The organism is Lysobacter sp. Root667 (genome assembly GCF_001427715.1).
In the GTDB taxonomy this organism is placed as follows: Bacteria; Pseudomonadota; Gammaproteobacteria; order Xanthomonadales; family Xanthomonadaceae; genus Lysobacter.
Genome location: NZ_LMHF01000002.1, coordinates 29,248 through 50,948, shown reverse-complemented (window position 1 = coordinate 50,948; position 21,701 = coordinate 29,248). Strand labels below are relative to the sequence as shown.

Genomic DNA, 21,701 nt, shown 5'->3' with positions numbered 1-21,701 from the left:
GGTGTTCAGCAGCCTAGATCGGGCAGCTCATGTCGGACACGTAGATGCGGGCGACGTCGCCCGATGCCGCCATCCACAGGATGATGTTCTGGCCGCAGGCGCCGTGCATGTTGGTCGTCGCTTCGTCCAGATAAGAGAACTCGACCCGACGATAGGGGACGCGGTCGACCAGGATCAGGCTCGGCGGCATCTGGGTCAGCGAGGCGCGCTCGGCCTTCAGTGCCGGGTATTGCCGCTTCAGCAACCCGACAAGATCGGTGGTGTTCCAGCGCACTTTCATCTTTTCGCCGGGCGGCAGTTGCGCCGGAGCGATGGTTTCGAAGCTGGGCTCGGGGTCGGGCGGGAGTGCGATAGCGTCTGGTGCGTAGCGGGGCCGGGTGGTAACGCTGCAGGACGCGATCAGCACGACGCCGATCGCGATCGTCACGACGAACCAATGTTGCTGCTCGCGCATGTTCGACTCTATTGCTGGGCACGGGCACGGGCACGGGCACGGGCACGGGCACGGGCGCACGCTCAGCGTACCTCGATCACCGTACTGCTGCGCAGTTCGCCATCGACGCGGACCTCCAGTAGGTAGCGCCCGGCGCTCAGCGGCTGTGGGGTGGCGTAGTCGAAACTGCTGAACTCGGCGCGCGTGGGGCGTTCCAGGGCGCGACGCTCTTCGTGCACGACGGGATACAGGCTGGGATCGGTGCCGGCGTTGGGGTCGGCGCGGCGCAGCATCAGCTCGAGTTGCAGCGGCTTGGGCACGTACAGGCCGATCTTGGCGCGCAGCGGCTGGCCGGCCGGCGGCGGGGTCAGCTGCGCGGCGCCTTCGGCGTCGATCAGGGCCACGCTCACGCGCTGGCAGCTTTCGGACGAAACCGGCGGCAGCACGAAGTCGACCGGGATGCGCACGCGCGACGGCGCGGCCTTGCCGTTGAAGATCTCCGGTGACCAGCGCGTCTCGCGCGCGGCGTTCATGGCGGCGCGGTCCAGCATGCGGTCGCGCGTACTGCGCTCGATGTAGACGTCCTGCACCTGGCCTTTCTCGTCTATGGCGACGATCACGATGGCGGTGCCGGAGATGCGTAAGCAGGCCTGGGCGTCGGGGTAGCTCACCCGCATCGGGCGCTTGATCTCGGGGTCGCGCTGACGCAAACGCGGACCGGCCACGCGCGGGGCCGGCAGAGGCGTGACACCGTCCCAGTCCGGCGGAGGGGGCGGCGGCGGGGTTTGCGCATGCAGGCCGGCGAACGGCGACAGCAGGGCGAGCGCGAGCACAGCGGTAACGCCGCGGGCATGGCTGCGGGACATTTGAATCGAGGCCTCCCCAGGTCTCGTTGCGTTGCGGGCTGACGCGGCGGAGCGGCCGATGATCGCCGATACGCGGCCGCTTGCGGCGCGCCTGCGCCGGTTTTGCGACAGACCGTGCGCGACACGCGATGGCGCTCGCGCACGGTTCGGCTCAGAGCTTGTTCTTCTTCTCTTCGTCGTAGGCGAAGCACGATTCCGGACGCACCTGCGGCGGGGTGAAGGTCACTGGCACCTGGATCGGCACCGGCACCGGCTTGCCGTCGCGGGTGGCGGCGCGGAAGGTCCAGCCGCGCACCGCCGCGACCGCGGCGTCGTCGAGCTGCTGGACCTTGCTGCTGCGGACCATGCGGATCACGGTCGGCTTGCCTTCGACGCCGATGGTGACCGACAGCACCACCTGGCCGCCGACGTCCTCGCAACCCAGTTCCATCGGATACGCGGGTGGCGGGGTGTCCAGCGCGACCGGTTCGGTCGAACGGATGACCGGTTCCCCGGCCTGCTTCTGGCAGGCGGCGAGCGACGCGGTCAGGGCCAGTGCGGCGGCGAGCGCGAGCAGTGGGCGGGAATGAAGCGGATAGAGTTTGGGCATGGCGGCGATCAACCGATGAGCGCGTCGGCTTTGGCGGCGCAGATGAAGTCGTTCTCGCTGAGGCCACCGACATCATGGGTGGAGTAACGCACCACGCAGCGGTCGTAGTGCACGCCCAGGTCGGGGTGGTGGTCCTCACGATGGGCCATGAACGCGAGCGCGTTCACGAACGCCATCGTGCGGTAGTAATCGTCGAAGCGGTAGGTGCGCACCAGGGCGTGACCGTCCTCGGCCAGTTCCCAGCCCGGCACTTCCGGCAGCAGTTCGCGCACGCGCGCTTCGCTGAGGCGGTGTTCGCTGCCGCGGCGGGCCAGGCAGTGCGCCTGGGCTAGGGGAATCAGGTCGTTCATGGGCTTGCGCTCCTTAAGCGGCGCCGGGGCTGCACGGGCGATCGGGCTTGCCTGAATGGAACTCGCAAGCCGGGCGGCCGCGGCCGTCGGGGTGTGTCTTCACGCGACACGGACCCCGTTAGAATAGCCCCATGATCAACATTTCCGAATCCGCGCAGACCCATTTCCGCAAGCTGCTCGAGCGCGAGGCGCTGCCGGGCCTGGGCGTGCGCCTGTCGGCGGTCCACGCCGGCACGCCGCGCGCGGACGTGCGCCTGGAATTCGCCGAGCCCGGCGATCTGTCCGGCGACGAGTGGGCGGTGGACTGCGAAGGCTTCACCGTGTGGCTGGATGCGGCCAGCGTCCCGTACCTGGACGGCGCGCAGATCGACTACGAAACCATGGCCACCGGCGGCCAGTTGCAGATCCGCGCGCCCAAGATCAAGGGCGAGGCGCCGGCCGAGTCGGCCTCGCTGGTCGAGCGCGTGCATTGGCTGGTCGAGCACGAGATCAATCCGCAGCTGGCCCAGCACCGCGGTCACGTCTCGGTGCAGGAAGTGACCGCCGACGGCGTGGTCATGCTGCGTTTCGGCGGCGGCTGCCACGGTTGCGGCATGGCCGACGTCACCCTCAAGCAGGGCATCGAGAAGACCCTGATGAGTAAGGTGCCCGGGGTGACCGCGGTACGCGACGCCACCGACCACGAAACCGGCGACGCTCCCTACATCCGCCGCGATTCGGCGGCCTGAGTTCGGCTCGGCGCCGTAGATGTACTCCGCCGCCGAACTCATCGAAGCCCTGCAGCGCAGGCTGCGTTTGAGCGTACGTCGGGATTCGGTCCGGCCCGGCGAGTTCCCGCCCGGCTGGGCGATCTGGTTTGCGGCCATGGGCGAGCGCATCGGCCGGGTCACCGGCGCGACCGCCGATTCCCTGGTCGAGCAACTGCTGCAACGGCCGCTGGCGCAACCGCCGCGCCGGGTCGGCGACCTCAATCGCTGGCAGGCCTTCGCGACCCTGTGGCGCCAGCAATGGCAACCGCCGGAGCGCGAGAACCGCGGCACGCATTGGTTCGCGGTCTGCGCCACCGTGCTCTGGCACATCTTCTTCGGCGGCATGCTGCTGTGGCTGATGTATCTGCAGTTCCTCGGCCGGCCGGCGCCGCCGCCCGAGGGCGAGACTGTGGTCCAGGTCGAATACATCGGCGTGGGCACGCCGCAGGAACCCGGCGGCGGCCCCGACCAGCCCAGCGAGCAGCCGCAGGAATCCGCCACCCAGGCCGCGCCGGCACCCGCCGATGCGGCATCGGCTGTGGCCGCCAGCGCCGAATCGCCGCCCCTGCCGAGCCCGACCCTGGACGCGGCCGTGCCCGACATCCCGCAGCGCGACGTACCCGAACCGCAGCTGCCGCCGCCGACAGTGGAGCAGCCGGTCGCGGTCAGCGAGCCGGTGCCGAACACCGAAACCACGGTGTTCACCCTGCCGCCGACCAAGCGCCGCACCGAGACCGCGATCGCCGCGCCGCAACTGTCGGCGCCGACCCAGGAACTGCGCCAGGCCGAGGTGTCCGAACCGGTGCAGCCGATCCGGCGCGAACTGCCGCAACGCGAACTCACCGCGCCTGCGTTGAACTCGCGCCTGCCCGAGGTGGCCGCACGCGAGGTGCCGGCGCCGCTGCAGCGCGCGCCGGTGCGCGAATTGCCGGCCCAGGCCACCACCGCGCGCGAACTGCGCACGACCACGCCCAACGTGCGGACGCGCGACATTCCCGCGCCGCCGGCCGCGACCGCTGCACCGGCCGCCACCGCGCCGGTCAGCGCTTCGGCCTCTTCTTCGACTGCGCCTTCAACGGCGGCGCCGACAACTGCCGCGCCCGCAACGGCGACGCCCAGCAGCGCCGGCACGCCGCGGCCCAGCGGCACGCGTCCGGACGCCACCGCCGGCGGCGCCGGTCCCAAGGCCACGCCGGCGCCGGGCAGCTTCCCGACGCCCAAGCGCGGCGACGACTGGGGCCAGTCGACCCGCAACGCGCCGGGCGGCCAGCGCGGCGAGAAGCCGGGCCTGTTCAACAGCGACGGCAGCGTGCGCCTGGCCGAACAGCCGGGTTCGGCGTCGCCGGGTTTCCCGCCGGGCACGATCACCCAGGAAATCAAGAACATCGACCGCGCCGGCACCTGGCTGCGGCGCAAGCCCACCGACTACGAGCCGACCGCGTTCGACAAGTACTGGCGCCCCAACGAAACCCTGTTGCAGGAGTGGGTGCGCAAGGGCTTCAAGGAAGTCGCGATCCCGATCCCGGGCACCAGCAAGAGCATCGTCTGCGGCGTGTCGTTGCTGGCCCTGGGCGGCGCCTGCAGCATCAACGACCCCAATCTCAACGAGCAGCCGGCGATCGCGCGCCCGCCGCCGGACATCCCGTTCAAGCCCGGCCTGCAGGAAGACAACGGCAGCGTGAAGCCGCCGCCGGGCGGGTAGGGCGGGCTTCGTCCCCGTCGCTAGCGTGCAGGTGGCGGCTAGCCTCGGGCGAAGTTGCGTTGCCGCGTGTGGCTGGCGACGAACTCCGGGCGGCGTTTTTCGCCGCAGCGAAGTCGCGATTTGAGGGAGGGCGACGGCCGAGCTGGTCCTACCCCGCGCCAACAAAAAGGCCCGCATGCGCGGGCCTTTTCGATGCCACCTGAGCGCCGGGCTCAGTGCACGTTGTGCAGATCGTGCAGGTCGCTCTTGGTACGCGAACCGAAGTAGGCGGCGAGGTCGGCGATCTGCTGGTCGTTCAGGCCCTTGGCCTGGTTCGACATCAGCGCGTGCTCGCGGTCGCCGTCGCGGTACATCTGCAGCGAGTGGGCGATGTAGTCGTGGTACTGGCCGGCGAGTTTCGGGTAGGTCGCGTCGATCGGGGCATTGCCCTCGGCGCCGTGACAGTCCACGCAGGACTGGCCGCTGGCCGCGCCCTTGGTGCCGGCCAGCTTTTCGCCTTCGGCGATGCGGCCGGCGGGCAGGCCGGACGAGGAAGAGGTGTGGCCTTCGGCGCGGTCGGCGGAGGAATGCTCGGCCGGGGTGTCGCCCTGCGAGCAGGCGGACACGGCGAATGCGGCGAACAGGGCGATGGCGAGGTGCTTGGTCGTCATGGGGCGTCTGCTCACTGCTTCGCGGTCGAAAGGAAGGCGGCGATATCGGCGATGTCCTGGTCCGAGAAGCTCTCGGACTGGGCCTGCATCGTCGGATGCTTGCGGGCGCCCTTCTTGTATTCGTTCAGCGCGTTCGCCAGATACTCCGGCGACTGGCCGACGATCTTCGGCACGTGATAGTTCGGGTAGGCGTTCTTGTAGCCGGTGACGCCGTGGCAACCCTGGCAGGTGTAGGTCAGCTGGCGACCCGTGTCGGCATTGCCCTGGATGGTCGGCGCCTTGGCGGCGGGAGCCGGAGCGGCGGTGGCCGCTGCCGGAGCGGCGGGAGTGGCGGCCGGGGCGGCCTTGTCCTCGGCGTTCGCCGCGAGTGCGGCGGCGATGGTGAGGGCAAAGCAGGCGGCGATCGTCAGCGGTCGCATCATGTCGTAATCCGCAATCTCGAATGGCTAGCGAAAGAGTTGTAGCTGGCTGTGCACGGTCATGACCGCGCATAAGTCCGCAAGTATAGCCCGCGATGCGGATGCAACGAAGTCGTCCCTGGACGCATCGCATATGTGAGGTGTGCCGATCATCCGCGCGCCGCACGTTGACCGGAGGTGTGGCCGGCGGTGCGGAGAGCATGGCGGCAGTCACCATGACCTTCGGCGGATGCGTTTTCGGAGGTGGGTGATATACCTATATACAACACCGGCACAAGCGCCGGTTCCAGCTAGCAAGTTCAGCCATCGGGGTCGTCTGAAATGCGTCAAAACACCACATTCCGTAAGGCCGGGGTCGCCCGTGTCGCTCTCCTCGCGCTGTCCTGCGCCCTGGCCCTGACGGCCTGCAAGGGCGGTGGCGGGGCCGGCGAGGCGCAGGCCAAGGCCGGCGAGAAGGCGCCGGACGCCGTCCCGGTCGAGGTCGCCCAGGCCTCGCGGCGGGCGATTTCCGCCAGCTACACCGGCACCGCGCCGCTGGAACCCCGGGGCGAGTCCCAGGTGGTCGCCAAAACCTCGGGCGTGGCCCTGAACGTGATGGCCGAGGAAGGCCAGGTCGTGCGCGCCGGCCAGACCCTGGTGCGCCTGGATTCGGCGCGCTCGGAGCTGCAGGTGGCTCAGACCTCGGCCCAGATGCGCAAGCTCGAGGCCAACTTCGCCCGCTCCAAGCAGCTGGCCGAACAGCGGCTGCTCAGCGCCAACGACAACGACCAGCTGCGCTACGACCTCGAGAACGCGCGCGCCGCCAACCGCCTGGCCAACCTGGAACTCTCCTACGCCAACGTGCAGGCGCCGATTTCCGGTGTGATCGCCTCGCGTTCGATCAAGACCGGCAACTTCGTCCAGATCAACACCCCGATCTTCCGCATCGTCGACACCTCGCGCCTGGAAGCCACGCTCAACGTGCCCGAGCGCGAACTGGCCACGCTCAAGGCCGGGCTGCCGGTGCAGCTGGCGGTCGACGCGCTGCCGGGCAAGGTGTTCCAGGGCACGGTCGATCGCGTCGCGCCGGTGGTGGATTCCGGCAGCGGCACCTTCCGCGTGGTCTGCGCCTTCGCCGGCGGCGAGACGCTGCAGCCGGGCATGTTCGGCCGCATCCGCATCGACTACGACAACCGCGCCGACGCGCTGGTGGTGCCGCGCATCGCCTTGCTCGAAGGCGAGGGCGACCCGGCGGTGTTCGTGATCCGCAACGCCAAGGCCGCCCGTGTGCCGGTCAAGCTGGGTTACCTCGACGGCGAATGGGCCGAGGTCCGCGCCGGCATCAAGCAGGGCGACCAGGTCGTGATCGCGGGCAAGACCGCGCTGCGCGACGGCACCGTGGTGCAGCTGATCGGCAAGAACGCGCCCAAGCAGGTCGCGGCCGCCGAAAAGTCCGACAAGCCGAAGCAGTAAGGGCGGAGACCCCATCGTGACCCCGCCTCCCAAGACCCACGCCCACGAGGGCGGTTCCTTCAATCTGGTCGAATTCTCCACGCGCCGCCGGGTCACGGTGGCGATGGTGACCATCACCTTCATCCTGTTCGGCTTCATCGCGCTGCGCGACCTCAAGGTCAACCTGCTGCCCGACCTGAGCTATCCCACCCTGACCGTGCGCACCGAGTACACCGGTGCGGCGCCGTCGGAAATCGAGACCCTGATCTCCGAGCCGGTCGAAGAGGCCGTCGGCGTGGTCAAGGGCCTGCGCAAGCTCAAGTCGGTCTCGCGCACCGGCCAGAGCGACGTCGTGCTCGAGTTCGCCTGGGGCACCGACATGGACCAGGCCAGCCTGGAGGTGCGCGACAAGATGGAAGTGCTGCAACTGCCGCTGGAGGCCAAGGCCCCGGTGCTGCTGCGCTTCAATCCCTCGACCGAGCCGATTCTGCGCCTGGCGCTGTCGGCCAAAACCGACGGCGATTCGGTGCGCCAGCTCACCACGCTGCGCCGCTATGCCGACGACGACCTCAAGAAGAAGCTGGAGCCGGTCGAAGGCGTCGCCGCGGTCAAGGTCGGCGGCGGTCTGGAAGACGAGATCCAGGTCGACATCGACCAGCAGAAGCTGGCCCAGCTGAACCTGCCGATCGATACCGTGATCCAGCGCCTGCAGCAGGAGAACATCAACATCTCCGGCGGCCGCCTGGAAGAAGGTTCGCAGCGCTACCTGGTGCGCACGGTCAACCAGTTCGCCAGCGTGCCCGAAATCCGCGAAATGCTGGTCACCACCCAGAGCGGCGGCGACAACGCAGCCGCCAACGCGGCAGCGCAGATGGCGGCGATCGCGGCCTCCAGCGGCGACGCGGCGGCGATGGCCGCGGCGGCCTCGGTGCAGAGCGCCAACTCCGGCGGCGGCAGCACGGTCGCCGGCGGCATGCCGGTGCGCCTGAAGGACATCGCCGACGTGCGCCAGGGCTTCAAGGAGCGCGAGGCGATCATCCGCATGGCCGGCAAGGAAGCGGTCGAACTGGCCATCTATAAGGAAGGCGACGCCAACACCGTCGCCACCGCCGATGCGATCCAGGCCCGCCTGGAGCAGATCAAGGCGCAGATCCCGCCGGACGTCGAACTGACCACCATCGACGACCAATCGCAGTTCATCCGCCACTCCATCTCCGAAGTGAAGAAGGACGGCGTGATCGGCGCGTTCCTGGCGATCCTGATCATCTTCCTGTTCCTGCGCGACGGCTGGAGCACCTTCGTGGTCGGCCTGTCGCTGCCGGTCTCGATCATCACCACCTTCTTCTTCATGGACCGCCTGGGGCTGAGCCTCAACGTGATGTCGCTGGGCGGCCTGGCGCTGGCCACCGGCCTGGTGGTGGACGACTCGATCGTGGTGCTGGAAAGCATCGCCAAGGCCCGCGAACGCGGGCTGGGCATACTCCAGGCGGCGGTCGCCGGCACCCGCGAAGTCAGCATGGCCGTGGTCGCCTCGACCCTGACCACCATCGCGGTGTTCCTGCCGCTGGTGTTCGTCGAAGGCATCGCCGGACAGCTGTTCCGCGATCAGGCCCTGACCGTGGCCTTGGCGATCGGCATCTCGCTGCTCGTGTCGATGACCCTGATCCCGATGCTGAGCGCGCTCAAGGACCGTACGCCGATGGCGTTCCCGGAAGAGCCGCCGCATCCGCGCTGGCAGCCGGATTCCAAGCTGCAGAAGCCGCTGGCCGCCACCAGCCACGGCATCGGCGTGGCCGGCCGCGGTGCGTTCTTCGGCATCGCCTGGTTCTTCGTGCGGCTGTGGCGCGGCCTGGTCGCCGTGGTCGGCCCGATCATGCGCAAGGCCAGCGACATCGCGATGTGGCCCTACAGCCGCGCCGAGGCCGGCTACCTGCGCCTGCTGCCCAGCGCGATGCGCCGGCCGTGGCTGGTGCTGGGTTCGGCCGCGGCGGCGTTCGCGCTGACCCTGCTGGCCGTGCCGATGCTCGGCGCCGACCTGATCCCGCAACTGGCCCAGGACCGCTTCGAAATGACGGTCAAGCTGCCCCCGGGCACGCCGCTGCGCGAGACCGACGCCCTGGTGCGCGAACTGCAGCAAAAGCACGCCAAGGACCCGGGCGTCGGCGCCCTGTTCGGCGTCAGCGGCAGCGGCACGCGCCTGGACGCCAACCCGACCGAGAGCGGCGAGAACATCGGCAAGCTCAGCATCGTCATGGCCGACGGCGGCAGCAAGGAGATCGAAGCCGCCGAGACCGAGCGCCTGCGCCAGACCATGCGCGCCCATCCCAGCGCCCAGGTCGACTTCAGCCGTCCGGAACTGTTCTCGTTCTCGACCCCGCTGGAAATCGAGCTGCGCGGCCAGGACGTGGAGACCATCCAGCACGCCGGCCAGCGTGTGGCGGCGATGCTGCGCGCCAATTCGCACTACGCCGACGTCAAGTCGACGGTGGAGCAGGGCTTCCCGGAGATCCAGATCCGTTTCGACCAGGAACGCGCCGGTGCGCTCGGCCTGACCACGCGCCAGATCGCCGACGTGGTGGTCAAGAAGGTGCGCGGCGACGTCGCCACCCGCTACAGCTTCCGTGATCGCAAGATCGACGTGCTGGTGCGGGCGCGCGAATCCGATCGCGCCTCGGTCGAGAGCATCCGCCGCCTGATCGTCAACCCGGGCAGCAACCGCCCGGTGACCCTGGACTCGGTCGCCGACGTGATCTCCACCACCGGTCCCAGCGAAATCCACCGCGCCGACCAGGTGCGGGTGGCGATCGTCTCGGCCAACCTGCGCGACATCGACCTCGGCGGCGCCGTGGCCGAGGTGCAGAAGATGGTCGCCGACAATCCGCTCCCGGACGTGCGCATGCACATCGGCGGCCAGGGCGAGGAACTGCAGCAATCGATCAACTCGCTGCTGTTCGCGTTCGGCCTGGCGATCTTCCTGGTCTATCTGGTGATGGCCTCGCAGTTCGAGTCGCTGCTGCACCCGTTCGTGATCCTGTTCACCATCCCGCTGGCCCTGGTCGGCGCGGTGCTGGCGCTGCTGCTCACCAACTCGCCGGTGTCGGTGGTGGTGTTCATCGGATTGATCCTGCTGGTCGGCCTGGTGGTGAAGAACGCCATCATCCTGATCGACAAGGTCAACCAGCTGCGCGAGCAGGGCGTGTCCAAGCGCGAGGCGCTGATCGAAGGCGCGCGTTCGCGCCTGCGTCCGATCATCATGACCACGCTGTGCACCCTGTTCGGCTTCCTGCCGCTGGCGGTGGCGGTGGGTCAGGGCGCCGAAGTGCGCTCGCCGATGGCGATCACGGTGATCGGCGGCCTGCTGGTGTCGACGCTGCTGACCCTGGTGGTGATCCCGGTGGTGTACGACCTGCTCGACCGCCGCTCCGACGAGTACTACCGCGAACGTGCGCGCCGCACCCGCCGCGAGGAACGCGCCGCGGCCGAGCTGATCGAGGACGAGCAGACCCCGCTGGTCGATCCGCCCGCTCCGGGCCAGGCTTGAGGAGCGCCCGATGAGCATCGCCGAGCTCAGCATCAAGCGACCCGTCACTGCGGTGATGCTGTTCGTGTCGCTGTTCGTGGTCGGCCTGATCGCTGCGATCAGGCTGCCCTTGGAAGCGTTCCCCGAGGTATCGCCGCCCTTCATCTTCGTGCAGATGCCGTACACCGGCTCGACCCCGGAAGAGGTCGAGCGCACCGTGCTGCGTCCGGTCGAAGAGTCCTTGTCGACCATGACCGGCATCAAGCGCATGGATGCCAGTGCGCGCGCGGACGGCGCCAACCTCTTCATCCAGTTCTCGAACTGGGACCGCGATGTGGCGATCGCCGCGTCCGAGGCGCGCGAGCGCATCGACGCGATCCGCGCCGACCTGCCCGAGGACCTGCAGCGCTACTTCGTGCTCAAGTTCTCGACCACCGATCAGCCGGTGCTGAAGGTGCGCCTGGCCGGCGAAACCGACCTCACCGGCGCCTACGACCTGATCGACCGCGAGTTCAAGCGCCGCATCGAGCGTCTGCCCGGCGTGGCCCGGGTCGAGGTCTCCGGCGCGCCGCCGAACGAAGTCGAGATCGCGATCCAGCCCGACCGCCTGACCGCCCACAACCTCAGCCTCAACGATCTGACCACGCGCCTGCAGGCGGTGAACTTCTCGGTCTCGGCCGGGCAGATCGACGACGGCGGCCAGCGCCTGCGCGTGCAGCCGGTGGGCGAGGTGACCGACCTGCAGCAACTGCGCGATCTGGTGATCGGCGGCAACGGCACCCGTCTGGGCGATATCGCCGATGTGCGCATGAAGCCGGCGCGCATGGACTACGGCCGCCGCCTCGACGGCCGTCCCGCGGTCGGCCTGGACATCTTCAAGGAGCGCAACGCCAACCTGGTCGAGGTCTCGCGGCTGGCGCTGCAGGAGGTCGAGGACATCCGCAAGGAGCCCTCGCTGCGCGGCGTGCAGGTCAAGATCATCGAGAACCAGGGCGAGAACGTCACCAGTTCGCTGCTCGATCTGGCCGAGGCCGGCGGCATCGGCCTGCTGCTGTCGATCGCGGTGCTGTTCTTCTTCCTGCGCCACTGGCCCTCGACGCTGATGGTGACCCTGGCGATTCCGATCTGCTTCGTGATGACCCTGGGCTTCATGTACTTCGCCGGGGTCACCCTCAACATCCTGTCGATGATGGGGCTGCTGCTGGCGGTCGGCATGCTGGTCGACAACGCCGTGGTGGTGGTGGAGAGCATCTATCAGGAACGCGAGAAGATGCCCGAGCAGCCGCGCCTGGCCTCGATTCTGGGCACCCGCCACGTCGCCATCGCGCTGTCGGCAGGCACCCTGTGCCACTGCATCGTGTTCCTGCCCAACCTGTTCGGCGATCGCAACTTCCTCAGCATCTACATGGCCCAGATCGCGATCACGATCTCGGTCTCGCTGCTGGCCTCGTGGCTGGTCGCGGTCAGCCTGATCCCGATGATCTCGGCGCGCCTGAAGACCCCGCCCACGGTCAACAACACGCGCGGCCTGATCCCGCGCCTGCAGACGCGCTACGCGCGTTTTCTGCGCTGGACTCTGGCCCACCGCGGCTGGAGCGTGCTGGGCATCGTGCTGATCATCGCGGTCAGCGTGTTCCCGGCGACCCATACCAAGTTCGACATGTTCGGCGGCGACGAGGGCGGCGAAGTCAACGTCTTCTATCAATGGAAGGGCAGCTACACCAAGGAGCAGATGTCGGACGAGGTGCTGCGGATCGAGAACTTCCTGGACGCCAACCGCAAGAAATTCCACATCACCCAGGTCTACTCGTATTACAGCGAGAGCGGCGGCGCCGGCACCCGCGTCACCTTCGACACCAAGGAAATCAGCCAGACCAAACCGCTGGTCGACGCGCTCAGCAAGGCGCTGCCGAAATCGGCCCGTGCCGACATCGGCATCGGCGACCAGGGCGGGCCGGGCGGCGGTGGCGGCCAGCCGGGCAAGAACGTGCAGGTGCAACTGGTCGGCGACTCGACCCAGACGCTGGCCGAGGTCGCCAAGGACATCGTTCCGATCCTGGCCAAGCGCAAGGAACTGCGCGACGTGCGCGTCGACGCCGGCGACCAGAACAGCGAGCTGGCGGTGCGGGTCGACCGCGAGCGCGCGGCGTCGTTCGGGTTCAGCGCACAGGAAGTCTCGCGCTTCGTCGGCCTGGCCCTGCGCGGCGCACCGCTGCGCGAGTTCCGCCGCGGCGAGACCGAAGTGCCGGTGTGGGTGCGTTTCGCCGGCGCCGAGAACTACGGCGTCGAGGACATCGCCTCGTTCACCGTGCGCGCCCCCGACGGCCGTACCGTGCCGCTGCTGAGCATGGTCGACGTCAGCGTGCGTCCGGCCGCGACCGAGATCCGCCGCGCCAACCGCCAGACCACGCTGACGATCCAGGCCAACCTGGCCGACAAGGCCACCGTGCCGGAAGCGCGCAAGGCGATGGAGGACACCCTGAAGGCGGTCTCGTTCCCGGCCGGCTACAGCTACTCCTTCGAAGGCGGCGCGTTCGAGGACGAGGACGACGCGATGGGCCAGATGCTGTTCAATCTGGCCCTGGCCCTGATCATGATCTACGTGGTGATGGCGGCGGTGTTCGAGTCGCTGCTGTTCCCGGCGGCGATCATGAGCGGCGTGCTGTTCTCGGTGTTCGGCGTGTTCTGGCTGTTCTGGATCACCGGGACCACGTTCGGGATCATGTCCTTCATCGGCATCCTGGTGCTGATGGGCGTGGTGGTGAACAACGGCATCGTCATGATCGAGCACATCAACAACCTGCGCCGGCGCGGCTTGTCGCGCACCGAAGCGCTGGTCGAGGGCAGCCGCGAACGCCTGCGTCCGATCCTGATGACCATGGGCACGGCGATCCTGGCGATGGTGCCGATCGCGCTGTCGACCAGCGGCGGCAACGACATGCCGGCCTACTACCCGATGGCGCGCGCCATCGCCGGCGGCCTGGCGTTCTCGACCCTGGTCAGCCTGCTGTTCCTGCCGACGATCTACGCGATCCTCGACGACCTGCGCAATGGCAGCGCCCGGACCCTGCGCCGGGCCCGCGGCAAGCCGGCCGAGCCGTCGCTGCCGGGCGCGGCCGTCGCGGCCCTGCACGTCGAATAAGCCCCGCGTCCCGGGGCCGCCCTGAACGGGCGGTCCTGGGCAGGGTGCCCAGCTCCGATCGCCGGGCCGTGGGGTAGGAGCGGCGTAAGCCGCGACCACGCCACCACGGGGGACCCGAGCAGGTCGCGGCCCGCACCGCTCCCGCCCCGAAGCCCCCCGGGCCCGGTCTCCCAGCCCCGATTTGCACCTAAGCCCTTGACCCTGCCATAATTTCCGGCTCCCGCGCGGCCCCGTGCCGTCGCAGGACCCTTGCCCTACCGCGCCCGGCGACCTACTCGCCACGGTGGCGGGGGGCTGAACCGGCCCGATGACGGGCCGACACCCACAAGGAAACAACGATGCGTCATTACGAAGTCGTATTCCTGGTCCACCCGGACCAGAGCGAGCAGGTCCCGGCCATGATCGAGCGCTACAAGTCGCTGATCGAAGCCGGCGAGGGCAAGATCCACCGTCTCGAAGATTGGGGCCGCCGTCAGCTGGCCTACCCGATCGAGAACCTGGTCAAGGCCCACTACGTCCTGCTCAACATCGAAGTCACCCAGACCGTGCTCAACGAGCTGGTCGACGGCTTCCGTTTCAACGACGCGGTGCTGCGTCACCTGGTCATGAAGCGCGACGAGGCCGACACCGAACAGTCCCTGATCATGAAGTTCAAGGACGAGAAGGGCGACAAGCCCGAGCGCGGCGAGCGCCGTCGTCGTGACGACGACAGCGACAGCGCAGTCGGCACCGCCGACAGCGCCGAAGACAACGCCGAAGCCGCCTGATCGCACCCTCTTAGGAGCAACGCACCATGTCCAAGTTCTTCCGCCGCCGCAAGTTCTGCAAGTTCACCGCCGAAGGCGTGAAAGAGATCGACTACAAGGATCTCAACACCCTGCGCCAGTACCTCACCGAGACCGGCAAGATCGTGCCGAGCCGCGTGACCGGTACCAAGTCGAAGTACCAGCGCCAGCTGTCGACGGCCGTCAAGCGCGCCCGTTTCCTCGCGCTGATCCCGTACACCGACAACCACAACGCCTAAGTAAGGATGTTCGCCCGCTCGTGGGCGAACCCTTTGTCCCCCTCTCCCGCTGGCGGCGCCCGTAAGGCGTCCGAAGCTGAGAGGGCAGGGGTGAGGGCCGCGACAGCGGCCCGGACCCGCACAAAGCCTTTTCGGACAGCGCACCTCGCTGCGGACCTACAGGCCCGCTAACGAATACGGAGCACACCCATGCAATTGATCCTCCTGCAGAAAGTCACCAACCTCGGCAACCTCGGCGACAAGGTCAACGTGAAGCCGGGCTACGGCCGCAACTTCCTGGTCCCGCAGGGCAAGGCCGTGCCGGCCACCGCCGCCAACCTGGCCGAGTTCGAAGCCAAGCGCGCCGAGTACGAGGCCAAGGCCAAGTCGCAGCTCGACGGCGCCGAAGGCCGCAAGGCCAAGCTCGAGGACGTGTCGGTCACGATCCACGCCAACGCTTCCACCGAAGGCAAGCTGTACGGTTCGGTCACCCCGCGCGATATCGCCGAGGCCCTGACCAAGCACGGCCACCCGGTCGAGAAGTCGGAAGTGATCATGGGCGAAGGCCCGCTGCGTCGCACCGGCGAATACGACATCCTGCTGCACCTGCATGCGGACGTCGAAGTCACCGTCAAGGTCGTGATCGAAGGCGAAGTCGCCTGATCCGAGCCGACGTGGCGTAGGACGAAGGGCGCCCGCGAGGCGCCCTTTGTTTTTGCGGCGGTCGCGCGCCTGAGCGCCTGCCGTCGCGGCGGCGGCTATCGTCGCAGCCGATGAGACCGAAGCGTGCGATAGAGGGAAAGTTGCCCACCTCTTATCCACAGCTTCGCCACAGGCTTGTCTGCAACGCCGGCAGGGCATTCGCCCCTACGATGTGCGACCGGCCGGGGCCCATGAGGGCCGACGTACCGCCCCCGATACCAACGGCCGCACCAGACGGCCGCTCAGCGAGGACCGCGACACAGATGAGCGCACGAAGCGGATTCCGCGGTGAAAAGCGGTTCGAAACTCGCGCCGAGCAGCGCATCGACCAGTTGCGCGTGCCGCCGCAGTCGGTCGAGGCCGAGCAGGCCGTGCTCGGTGGCCTGATGCTGGCGCCCGACGCCTACGATCGCGTCGCCGATCAGCTGGTCGAGGAAGACTTCTACCGCCGCGACCACCAGCTGATCTACCGCGCGATCCGCGAGCTGGCCGAGAAGAACCGTCCCTTCGACGCCGTGACCCTGGGCGAGTGGTTCGATTCGATGGGCCTGTCCGAGCAGGTCGCCGGCGGCGCCTATCTGATCGAGCTGGCCAGCACCACGCCCTCGGCCGCCAACATCGCCGCCTATGCCGAGATCGTGCGCGACAAGGCGGTGCTGCGGCAGCTGATCGAGGTCGGCACCGGCATCGTCAATGACGGCTTCCAGCCCGACGGCCGCGACAGCGGCGAGATCCTGGCCAAGGCCGAGCAGGAAGTGTTCGCGATCGCCGAAGCCGGCGCGCGCGGCCGCACCGACTTCACCCCGGTCAACAAGGCGCTGTCGGAAGCCTTCGACGTGCTGCAGACGCGCTACGCCAACGGCGGCAGCGTCACCGGCCTGCCGACCGGCTACACCGAATTCGACGAGATGACCGCGGGCCTGCAGAACACCGACCTGCTGATCCTGGCCGCGCGTCCGGCCATGGGCAAGACCACGCTGGCCCTGAACATGGCCGAGTACGCCGCGTTTCGCAGCAAGAAGGCGGTGGCGATATTTTCGATGGAAATGTCGGCCAGCCAGCTGGCGCTGCGCCTGATTTCCTCGGTCGGCCGCGTCAACGCCCAGCGCCTGCGTTCGGGCCAGCTCGAGGACGAGGACTGGAGCCGCGTCACCAGCGCGATCCGCCAGCTGCGCGAGGCCAAGATCTTCATCGACGACACCCCGGGCCTGTCGCCGGACGTGCTGCGGGCCAAGTCGCGCCGCCTCAAGCGCGAGCACGACCTGGGCCTGATCGTGATCGACTACCTGCAGCTGATGTCGGTGCCCGGCAACAGCGAGAACCGCGCCACCGAAATTTCCGAGATTTCGCGCTCGCTCAAGCACCTGGCCAAGGAACTCAACCTGCCGGTGATCGCGCTGTCGCAGCTCAACCGCTCGCTGGAAACCCGCGCCGACAAGCGCCCGGTGATGGCCGACTTGCGCGAATCCGGCGCCATCGAGCAGGACGCCGACGTGATCGTGTTCATCTACCGCGACGATTACTACAACAAGGAAACCTCGCCGGACAAAGGCCTGGCCGAGGTCATCATCGGCAAGCAGCGTTCCGGCCCGACCGGCTCGTTGAAGCTGAAGTTCTTCGGCGAATACACCCGCTTCGACAACCTGAGCCACGACTCGGTGGGCGCTTTCGAGTAAGCCGCGCGGCGGGAGCCGACGGTCGCGCTACCCGCAGCGGCGTCAGCCCTCCAAGCCGATCCGCATGCGGTTCAGATACTCGCGCAGCGGCTCGCGATAGCTTTCGCTGCTGGTCACCGTCCGCCCGCCCGCGAGCACCAGGATCAGGTCGCCGCGCGGGGTCCGGTCGACCTGACGCACGTGATTCATGTTGACCAGGCACGAGCGGCTGATCCGCATGAACGGTTGCGAACGCAAGGACGACTCCGCCTGCTGCAGCGTGCCGCGCGTGGTGCAGGCCTCACGGCCGACGGTGAGCACGACGTAATTGCGGTCGGCCTCGACGACTTCGACGTCGCAGGTGTCGATCACCCGCATCTGTCCGCGAAACTCGACGATGATCCGGGCCCGGTCCGGTGCGGGCGCATGCTCGACCGCCTGCAGGCGTTCCAGCAGCGCGGCGAGCGCGCGACGGTGCTGCGCGACGTCCTGCTGCGCATGCCTGCGCCGCACGCGCGCCAGCGATGCCCGGAACCGGTCGTCGTCGAACGGCTTGAGCAGGTAGTCCGCCGCGCTGACCTCGAAGGCATCCAGCGCATAGTGGTCGTAGGCGGTGACGAAAACGATCTGCGGCAGCGTGGCCGGATCGAGCGCGCGCGCCAGGTCGATGCCGCTCATGGCGTCGATTTCGACATCCAGGAACAGCAAGTCGGGCGGTCGCGCCTGCAAGGCTTCCAATGCGCTGCGGCTATCGCCGTATTCCCCGGCCACGCGCAGGTCGGTTTCGCGTTCGCAGCATTCGCGCAGGGCCCGTCGCGCCGCCGGTTCGTCGTCGACGATCACCACGTCCATGGTCGAGAGCGCGCGATCCGGGTCGGCGGTCTGCATCGCGGCGGCTTCAGCTCTCGACCCGCAGCATCGGCATGCGGACCTGCGCCAGCCATTGGCCGCTTGCCCCGACGCCAGTGCGCAGGCTCGCGCGCTCGCCGAACTGGATCGCGAGGCGTTCGGCGACGTTCTTCAGGCCGATACCGCTCGTACCGTCCGTGCCAGCCGCTGCGTTGGCGGCGACCGTGTTGGAGACCCGCAGCACCAGTTCATCGCGCTCGCTCTCGACCTCGATCCGTATCGACACCGGCGCGGTATGGTGCGCCATGCCGTGCACGACCGCGTTTTCGACCAGCGGGTGCAGGATCAGGCTCGGCACCCAGGCGCTGGGCAGCGACGCGCGCTCCGGCATTGCGAAGCGCAGCCGGTCCGAGAATCGGTGCTGCTGCAAGTCCAGATACAGGCGCGCGCATTCGAGTTCATCCTGGAGGCGCGAGAGTTCCTGTTCGCCCTGGCGCAGCAGGCGCCGCAGGAGGTCGCCGAGTTGCACCACCATCGTCTGCGCGGCGGCCGGATCCCAGCTGATGTTGCCGCGGATGGTGTGCAGCAGGTTGAACAGCGTGTGCGGCGAAAGCTGCATGCGCAGCGCGGCGAGGTGCGCGCTGGATAAGGCCCGTTCGAGCGCCTCGGTACGCAGGCGGGAGTCGCGGTAACGGCGGTAGAGGTCGAAGCCGGTCAGCAGCGCCAGGCAGAACGCATAGCTGAGCAGCAGGCTGGTCGATGCGGCGATGAACAGGAGCTGCTGCTTGTCCAGCGGGCCCTCGATCGGAGCGATCGTCGGTGGCATCAAGGATTGCGGAACGCCGGCGAGGCGGTCGCCGAGTTGCAGGCTGGGGTCGGCCAGCATGGCGAACCCCAGGCCGAGCAGCAGTTGCAAAGGCCAGGCCCGCCATCCGGGCTGCCAGCCGATCCGCCGCGACAACCAGGCGCAGCCGACGAGGGCCGGAAACAACAGCAGGTGCTGGAGCAGGCGCGCGTCCCAGGGCGAGAACACGTGGGTGACGCCGATCGTGGCCAGACTGGTGGCCATGCTCAGGCCGAACAGCAGATTCGAGAGAGTGACGTAGGCCCAGATCGCCGCCAGCAGAGCGAGGTCGCGGGCTTTCAGGCCCGGGCGATTCCCCGCGTCGATGGTCCAGTCCGACAGCGGTCGCATGCGGGCCGTGATAGCCGGAGTCGGGATGTCGCCCATGGCCGCATGATCGCACTGTTGGCCGGCGATGGAAGCCTTGCGCAGCCTGGAGCGAGGCTGCGGGGACGAACGCGTCGAGGGCAGGGACGAACGCGTGCGGCGAGGCTTCCCGCGGCACGGCCCGATGCCGCCTCATAGGACGTGAGCGCAGCGGGGCCGCGAAGTCGGGGCCGATGCGCTATGCAGTCCGGAAAAACGAGGTCGCGAAGCATGTCCACCCATCGTCTGTTCGGAAAATTGCTGGTCATGGCTGCGCTCGCCTTGGGCCTCGGCGCCTTCAGCGGCGCCGTCGCGGCGCGTCCCCCGTACACGACGACCGAGGTCGCGCCGGGGCTCTACAGTTTCGGCGCCGGCATGGCCTTCAACGCCTTCATGATCACCGACGACGGCGTGATCGTCATGGACAGCTTCGACAAGGATTTCGCCGCGGCATCGCTCCAGGCGATCCGCAAGCTCACGGCGAAGCCCATCCGGTACTTGATCTATTCGCACAACCACTACGATCACATCAGCGGGGGCGAAGTGTTCAAGGCGGAGGGTGCGGCGATCATCAGCCACGAAGCCACCGCCCGCTGGCTCGAGGAACACCCCAGCCCGGATGTGGTCATGCCCGACAGAACCTGGTCCGGATCCAGCTCGGAACTGCGGCTGGGGGAAAGTCGGGTCGAGCTTCTGTACTTCGGTCCGAACCACGGCGAAGGCATGACCGTGTTCCGGTTTCCGCGCGAGAAAGCGATCTACACGGTCGATCTGGTGGTGCCGGAGCGGGTGGCGTTCACCTATATGCCGGACTTCTCTCCCAAGGAATGGGAGCGCACGCTCGCCGAGATCGACAAGCTCGATTTCGATCGGGTGATGTACGCCCACAACGCGCCGGTAGGGCCGAGGTCCAGCGTCGCGGATCAACTGAAGTATCTCCAGGATCTGAGGGCGGCGATTCTTGCCGAGTTGAAGAAAGGCACGCCGTTCATGCAGGTTCCGAACGCCGTCGCGCTGCCGCAGTACCAGACTTGGGATGGATACAAGGAATGGCTGCCGATGAACGCCTGGCGCGTTCTGCTGGAAATCGCGATGGGTGTGTAGCGGCCGGCATGCGGGCACGGGCGACGGCCGGATGGCCGCGAGATGGGGAGGGCGTGCTCTTCGCAGCCTCGTACCGACGGCATGCGCAGGCCGTACACGCGATATCGACCGCCGCACCAAAGCGCAACCTAAGGCTTCGATGCAACACAGAACCGGACAGGAACCTCACGATGAAAATGCATGCCCCGATCCGTTCCCTGCTGACCGCTTGCGCGCTGACCGCCGGCCTTTTGCCTTTTGGCGTCGTCGCGCAGACGCCACCAGCTACCGAGCGGGCCGCTGCCGTTCCGGCGCCACGGGATGGGCAGCGGGACTTCGACTGGGAAATCGGCCTGTGGAAGACCGATCTCAGGCGACGCCTGCGGCCCCTGACCGGATCCGACGAGTGGGTCGAGTACTCCGGCACGACGACGGTCAGCAAAGTCTGGGGCGGGCGCGCGAACTGGGTGGAACTCGACGTCAAGGGCAGCGCGGGCGAGATCCTCGCCGGGTCGCTGCGACTCTACAACCCGCAGTCGCGGCAATGGAGCCTCAACTTCGCCAACTCGGCGGCGGGGACGATGACGATCCCGACTGTCGGCGAATTCCGCGACGGGCGCGGCGAGTTCTATTCGTCGGAGACCTTGAACGGACGCGCCATCCTGGTGCGTTTCGTGATCTTCGATATCGGCCCCGACTCCGCGAAGTTCGAACAGGCCTTTTCCGCCGACGGCGGCAGGACCTGGGAAGTGAACTGGATCGCCACGGATACGCGCGCGAAATGAACCTTCCATCGAATGCCGCCCAGGTTCGCTGCGTCCGCGACGACGATTTCGCCGCCTGGCTGCCGCTGTGGACCGCCTACAACGCCTTCTACGGCCGCGCCGGCGAAAGCGCGCTGCCGATGCCGATTACCCGGGCCGTGTGGCGACGTTTCCTCGATCCGGACGAACCGGTTTTCGCGCTGGTCGCCGAGGCGCAGGGGCGCCTGCAGGGGCTGAGCCACTACCTGTTCCATCGCAGCACCACGCAGCTCGAGCCGGTTTGCTATCTGCGCGATCTGTACGTGGTCGAGTCCGAGCGCGGCCGGGGCATCGGCAAGGCCCTGATTCGAGGCGTGCGCAGGGAATCGGAGGCGGCAGGCGCCAAGGGCGTTTATTGGCAAACCCACGCGACCAACGTCGCCGGCCGTCGTCTGTACGACAAAGTGGCCGTCAACGAGGGATTCATCGTGTACGACTACGCGGACAGGGAGTGAATCCGATGGCAGCTATCTCAGCGAAGCCGATGTTCCAGAAGCTCGCGCAGTCTCGGCGGGCGGGTCTGGCGATGAGGTACGGCCACGGGG

General features: G+C 68.0%; 20 protein-coding genes. 12 read left to right on the top strand and 8 right to left on the bottom strand.

What is annotated here, in order from left to right:
* Positions 1–13: 13 nt before the first annotated feature.
* From ASD78_RS02545 to ASD78_RS02530, 4 genes are all read right to left on the bottom strand, one after another.
* On the bottom strand, positions 14–454 hold the full coding sequence (locus ASD78_RS02545) for a hypothetical protein (protein WP_056098216.1): 441 nt from the start codon (positions 452–454) through the stop codon (positions 14–16).
* A gap of 62 nt (positions 455–516) precedes the next feature.
* On the bottom strand, positions 517–1,299 hold the full coding sequence (locus ASD78_RS02540) for an energy transducer TonB (protein WP_056098214.1): 783 nt from the start codon (positions 1,297–1,299) through the stop codon (positions 517–519).
* A 151-nt stretch (positions 1,300–1,450) separates the two neighbouring features.
* Positions 1,451–1,888: an energy transducer TonB gene (locus tag ASD78_RS02535; protein ID WP_055900158.1), complete on the bottom strand. Its 438-nt coding sequence runs from the start codon at positions 1,886–1,888 to the stop codon at positions 1,451–1,453.
* A gap of 8 nt (positions 1,889–1,896) precedes the next feature.
* Positions 1,897–2,238, bottom strand: coding sequence for a 4a-hydroxytetrahydrobiopterin dehydratase (locus ASD78_RS02530; RefSeq protein ID WP_055899507.1), 342 nt, complete (start codon positions 2,236–2,238; stop codon positions 1,897–1,899).
* Positions 2,239–2,369: 131 nt separating this feature from the next.
* On the opposite strand from ASD78_RS02530, the gene ASD78_RS02525 reads away from it, so the two are divergent.
* Complete coding sequence (locus ASD78_RS02525; protein WP_055899504.1) at positions 2,370–2,966, top strand: NfuA family Fe-S biogenesis protein; 597 nt, start codon at positions 2,370–2,372, stop codon at positions 2,964–2,966.
* A 19-nt stretch (positions 2,967–2,985) separates the two neighbouring features.
* A complete protein-coding gene (locus ASD78_RS02520; protein ID WP_056098212.1) occupies positions 2,986–4,689 on the top strand; it encodes a hypothetical protein in 1,704 nt (567 codons plus the stop codon).
* A gap of 212 nt (positions 4,690–4,901) precedes the next feature.
* On the opposite strand, the gene ASD78_RS02515 is transcribed toward ASD78_RS02520, so the two are convergent.
* Both ASD78_RS02515 and ASD78_RS02510 read right to left on the bottom strand, forming a co-directional pair.
* Positions 4,902–5,339: a cytochrome c gene (locus tag ASD78_RS02515; protein ID WP_055899498.1), complete on the bottom strand. Its 438-nt coding sequence runs from the start codon at positions 5,337–5,339 to the stop codon at positions 4,902–4,904.
* 11 nt (positions 5,340–5,350) lie between these two features.
* On the bottom strand, positions 5,351–5,758 hold the full coding sequence (locus ASD78_RS02510; RefSeq protein ID WP_055900155.1) for a cytochrome c: 408 nt from the start codon (positions 5,756–5,758) through the stop codon (positions 5,351–5,353).
* Between the two features lie 321 nt (positions 5,759–6,079).
* On the opposite strand from ASD78_RS02510, the gene ASD78_RS02505 reads away from it, so the two are divergent.
* From ASD78_RS02505 to ASD78_RS02475, 7 genes are all read left to right on the top strand, one after another.
* A complete protein-coding gene (locus tag ASD78_RS02505) occupies positions 6,080–7,210 on the top strand; it encodes an efflux RND transporter periplasmic adaptor subunit (RefSeq protein ID WP_055899495.1) in 1,131 nt (376 codons plus the stop codon).
* A 16-nt stretch (positions 7,211–7,226) separates the two neighbouring features.
* A complete protein-coding gene (locus ASD78_RS02500; RefSeq protein WP_235566430.1) occupies positions 7,227–10,730 on the top strand; it encodes an efflux RND transporter permease subunit in 3,504 nt (1,167 codons plus the stop codon).
* 10 nt (positions 10,731–10,740) lie between these two features.
* On the top strand, positions 10,741–13,851 hold the full coding sequence (locus ASD78_RS02495) for an efflux RND transporter permease subunit (RefSeq protein ID WP_056098208.1): 3,111 nt from the start codon (positions 10,741–10,743) through the stop codon (positions 13,849–13,851).
* 338 nt (positions 13,852–14,189) lie between these two features.
* Positions 14,190–14,618, top strand: coding sequence for a 30S ribosomal protein S6 (rpsF, locus tag ASD78_RS02490; protein WP_055899486.1), 429 nt, complete (start codon positions 14,190–14,192; stop codon positions 14,616–14,618).
* Positions 14,619–14,644: 26 nt separating this feature from the next.
* Positions 14,645–14,875 (top strand): 30S ribosomal protein S18, encoded by a 231-nt coding sequence (gene rpsR / locus ASD78_RS02485; RefSeq protein WP_055899483.1) that lies wholly within the window; start codon positions 14,645–14,647, stop codon positions 14,873–14,875.
* A gap of 189 nt (positions 14,876–15,064) precedes the next feature.
* Positions 15,065–15,517, top strand: coding sequence for a 50S ribosomal protein L9 (gene rplI / locus ASD78_RS02480; protein ID WP_055899480.1), 453 nt, complete (start codon positions 15,065–15,067; stop codon positions 15,515–15,517).
* A gap of 302 nt (positions 15,518–15,819) precedes the next feature.
* Positions 15,820–17,232, top strand: a complete 1,413-nt coding sequence (locus ASD78_RS02475; protein WP_055899477.1) for a replicative DNA helicase — start codon at positions 15,820–15,822, stop codon at positions 17,230–17,232.
* 42 nt (positions 17,233–17,274) lie between these two features.
* Here the strand turns inward: ASD78_RS02475 and ASD78_RS02470 are convergent, their stop codons facing one another.
* Complete coding sequence (locus tag ASD78_RS02470) at positions 17,275–18,099, bottom strand: LytTR family DNA-binding domain-containing protein (protein ID WP_055899475.1); 825 nt, start codon at positions 18,097–18,099, stop codon at positions 17,275–17,277.
* A 10-nt stretch (positions 18,100–18,109) separates the two neighbouring features.
* Complete coding sequence (locus ASD78_RS02465; protein WP_162250117.1) at positions 18,110–19,255, bottom strand: histidine kinase; 1,146 nt, start codon at positions 19,253–19,255, stop codon at positions 18,110–18,112.
* A 246-nt stretch (positions 19,256–19,501) separates the two neighbouring features.
* Here ASD78_RS02465 and ASD78_RS02460 point away from each other — a divergent pair, with 246 nt between their 5' ends.
* The 3 genes from ASD78_RS02460 (at position 19,502) to ASD78_RS02450 (ending at position 21,611) form a co-directional block, all read left to right on the top strand.
* On the top strand, positions 19,502–20,374 hold the full coding sequence (locus tag ASD78_RS02460) for an MBL fold metallo-hydrolase (RefSeq protein ID WP_056098203.1): 873 nt from the start codon (positions 19,502–19,504) through the stop codon (positions 20,372–20,374).
* 170 nt (positions 20,375–20,544) lie between these two features.
* A complete protein-coding gene (locus tag ASD78_RS02455) occupies positions 20,545–21,138 on the top strand; it encodes a hypothetical protein (protein ID WP_200944117.1) in 594 nt (197 codons plus the stop codon).
* The gene (locus ASD78_RS02450; protein ID WP_056098201.1) at positions 21,135–21,611 is read left to right on the top strand and encodes a GNAT family N-acetyltransferase; all 477 of its coding nucleotides are present in this window, start codon (positions 21,135–21,137) and stop codon (positions 21,609–21,611) included. Before ASD78_RS02455 ends, ASD78_RS02450 begins: the two co-directional genes overlap by 4 nt.
* The last annotated feature ends 90 nt before the right edge of the window (positions 21,612–21,701 follow it).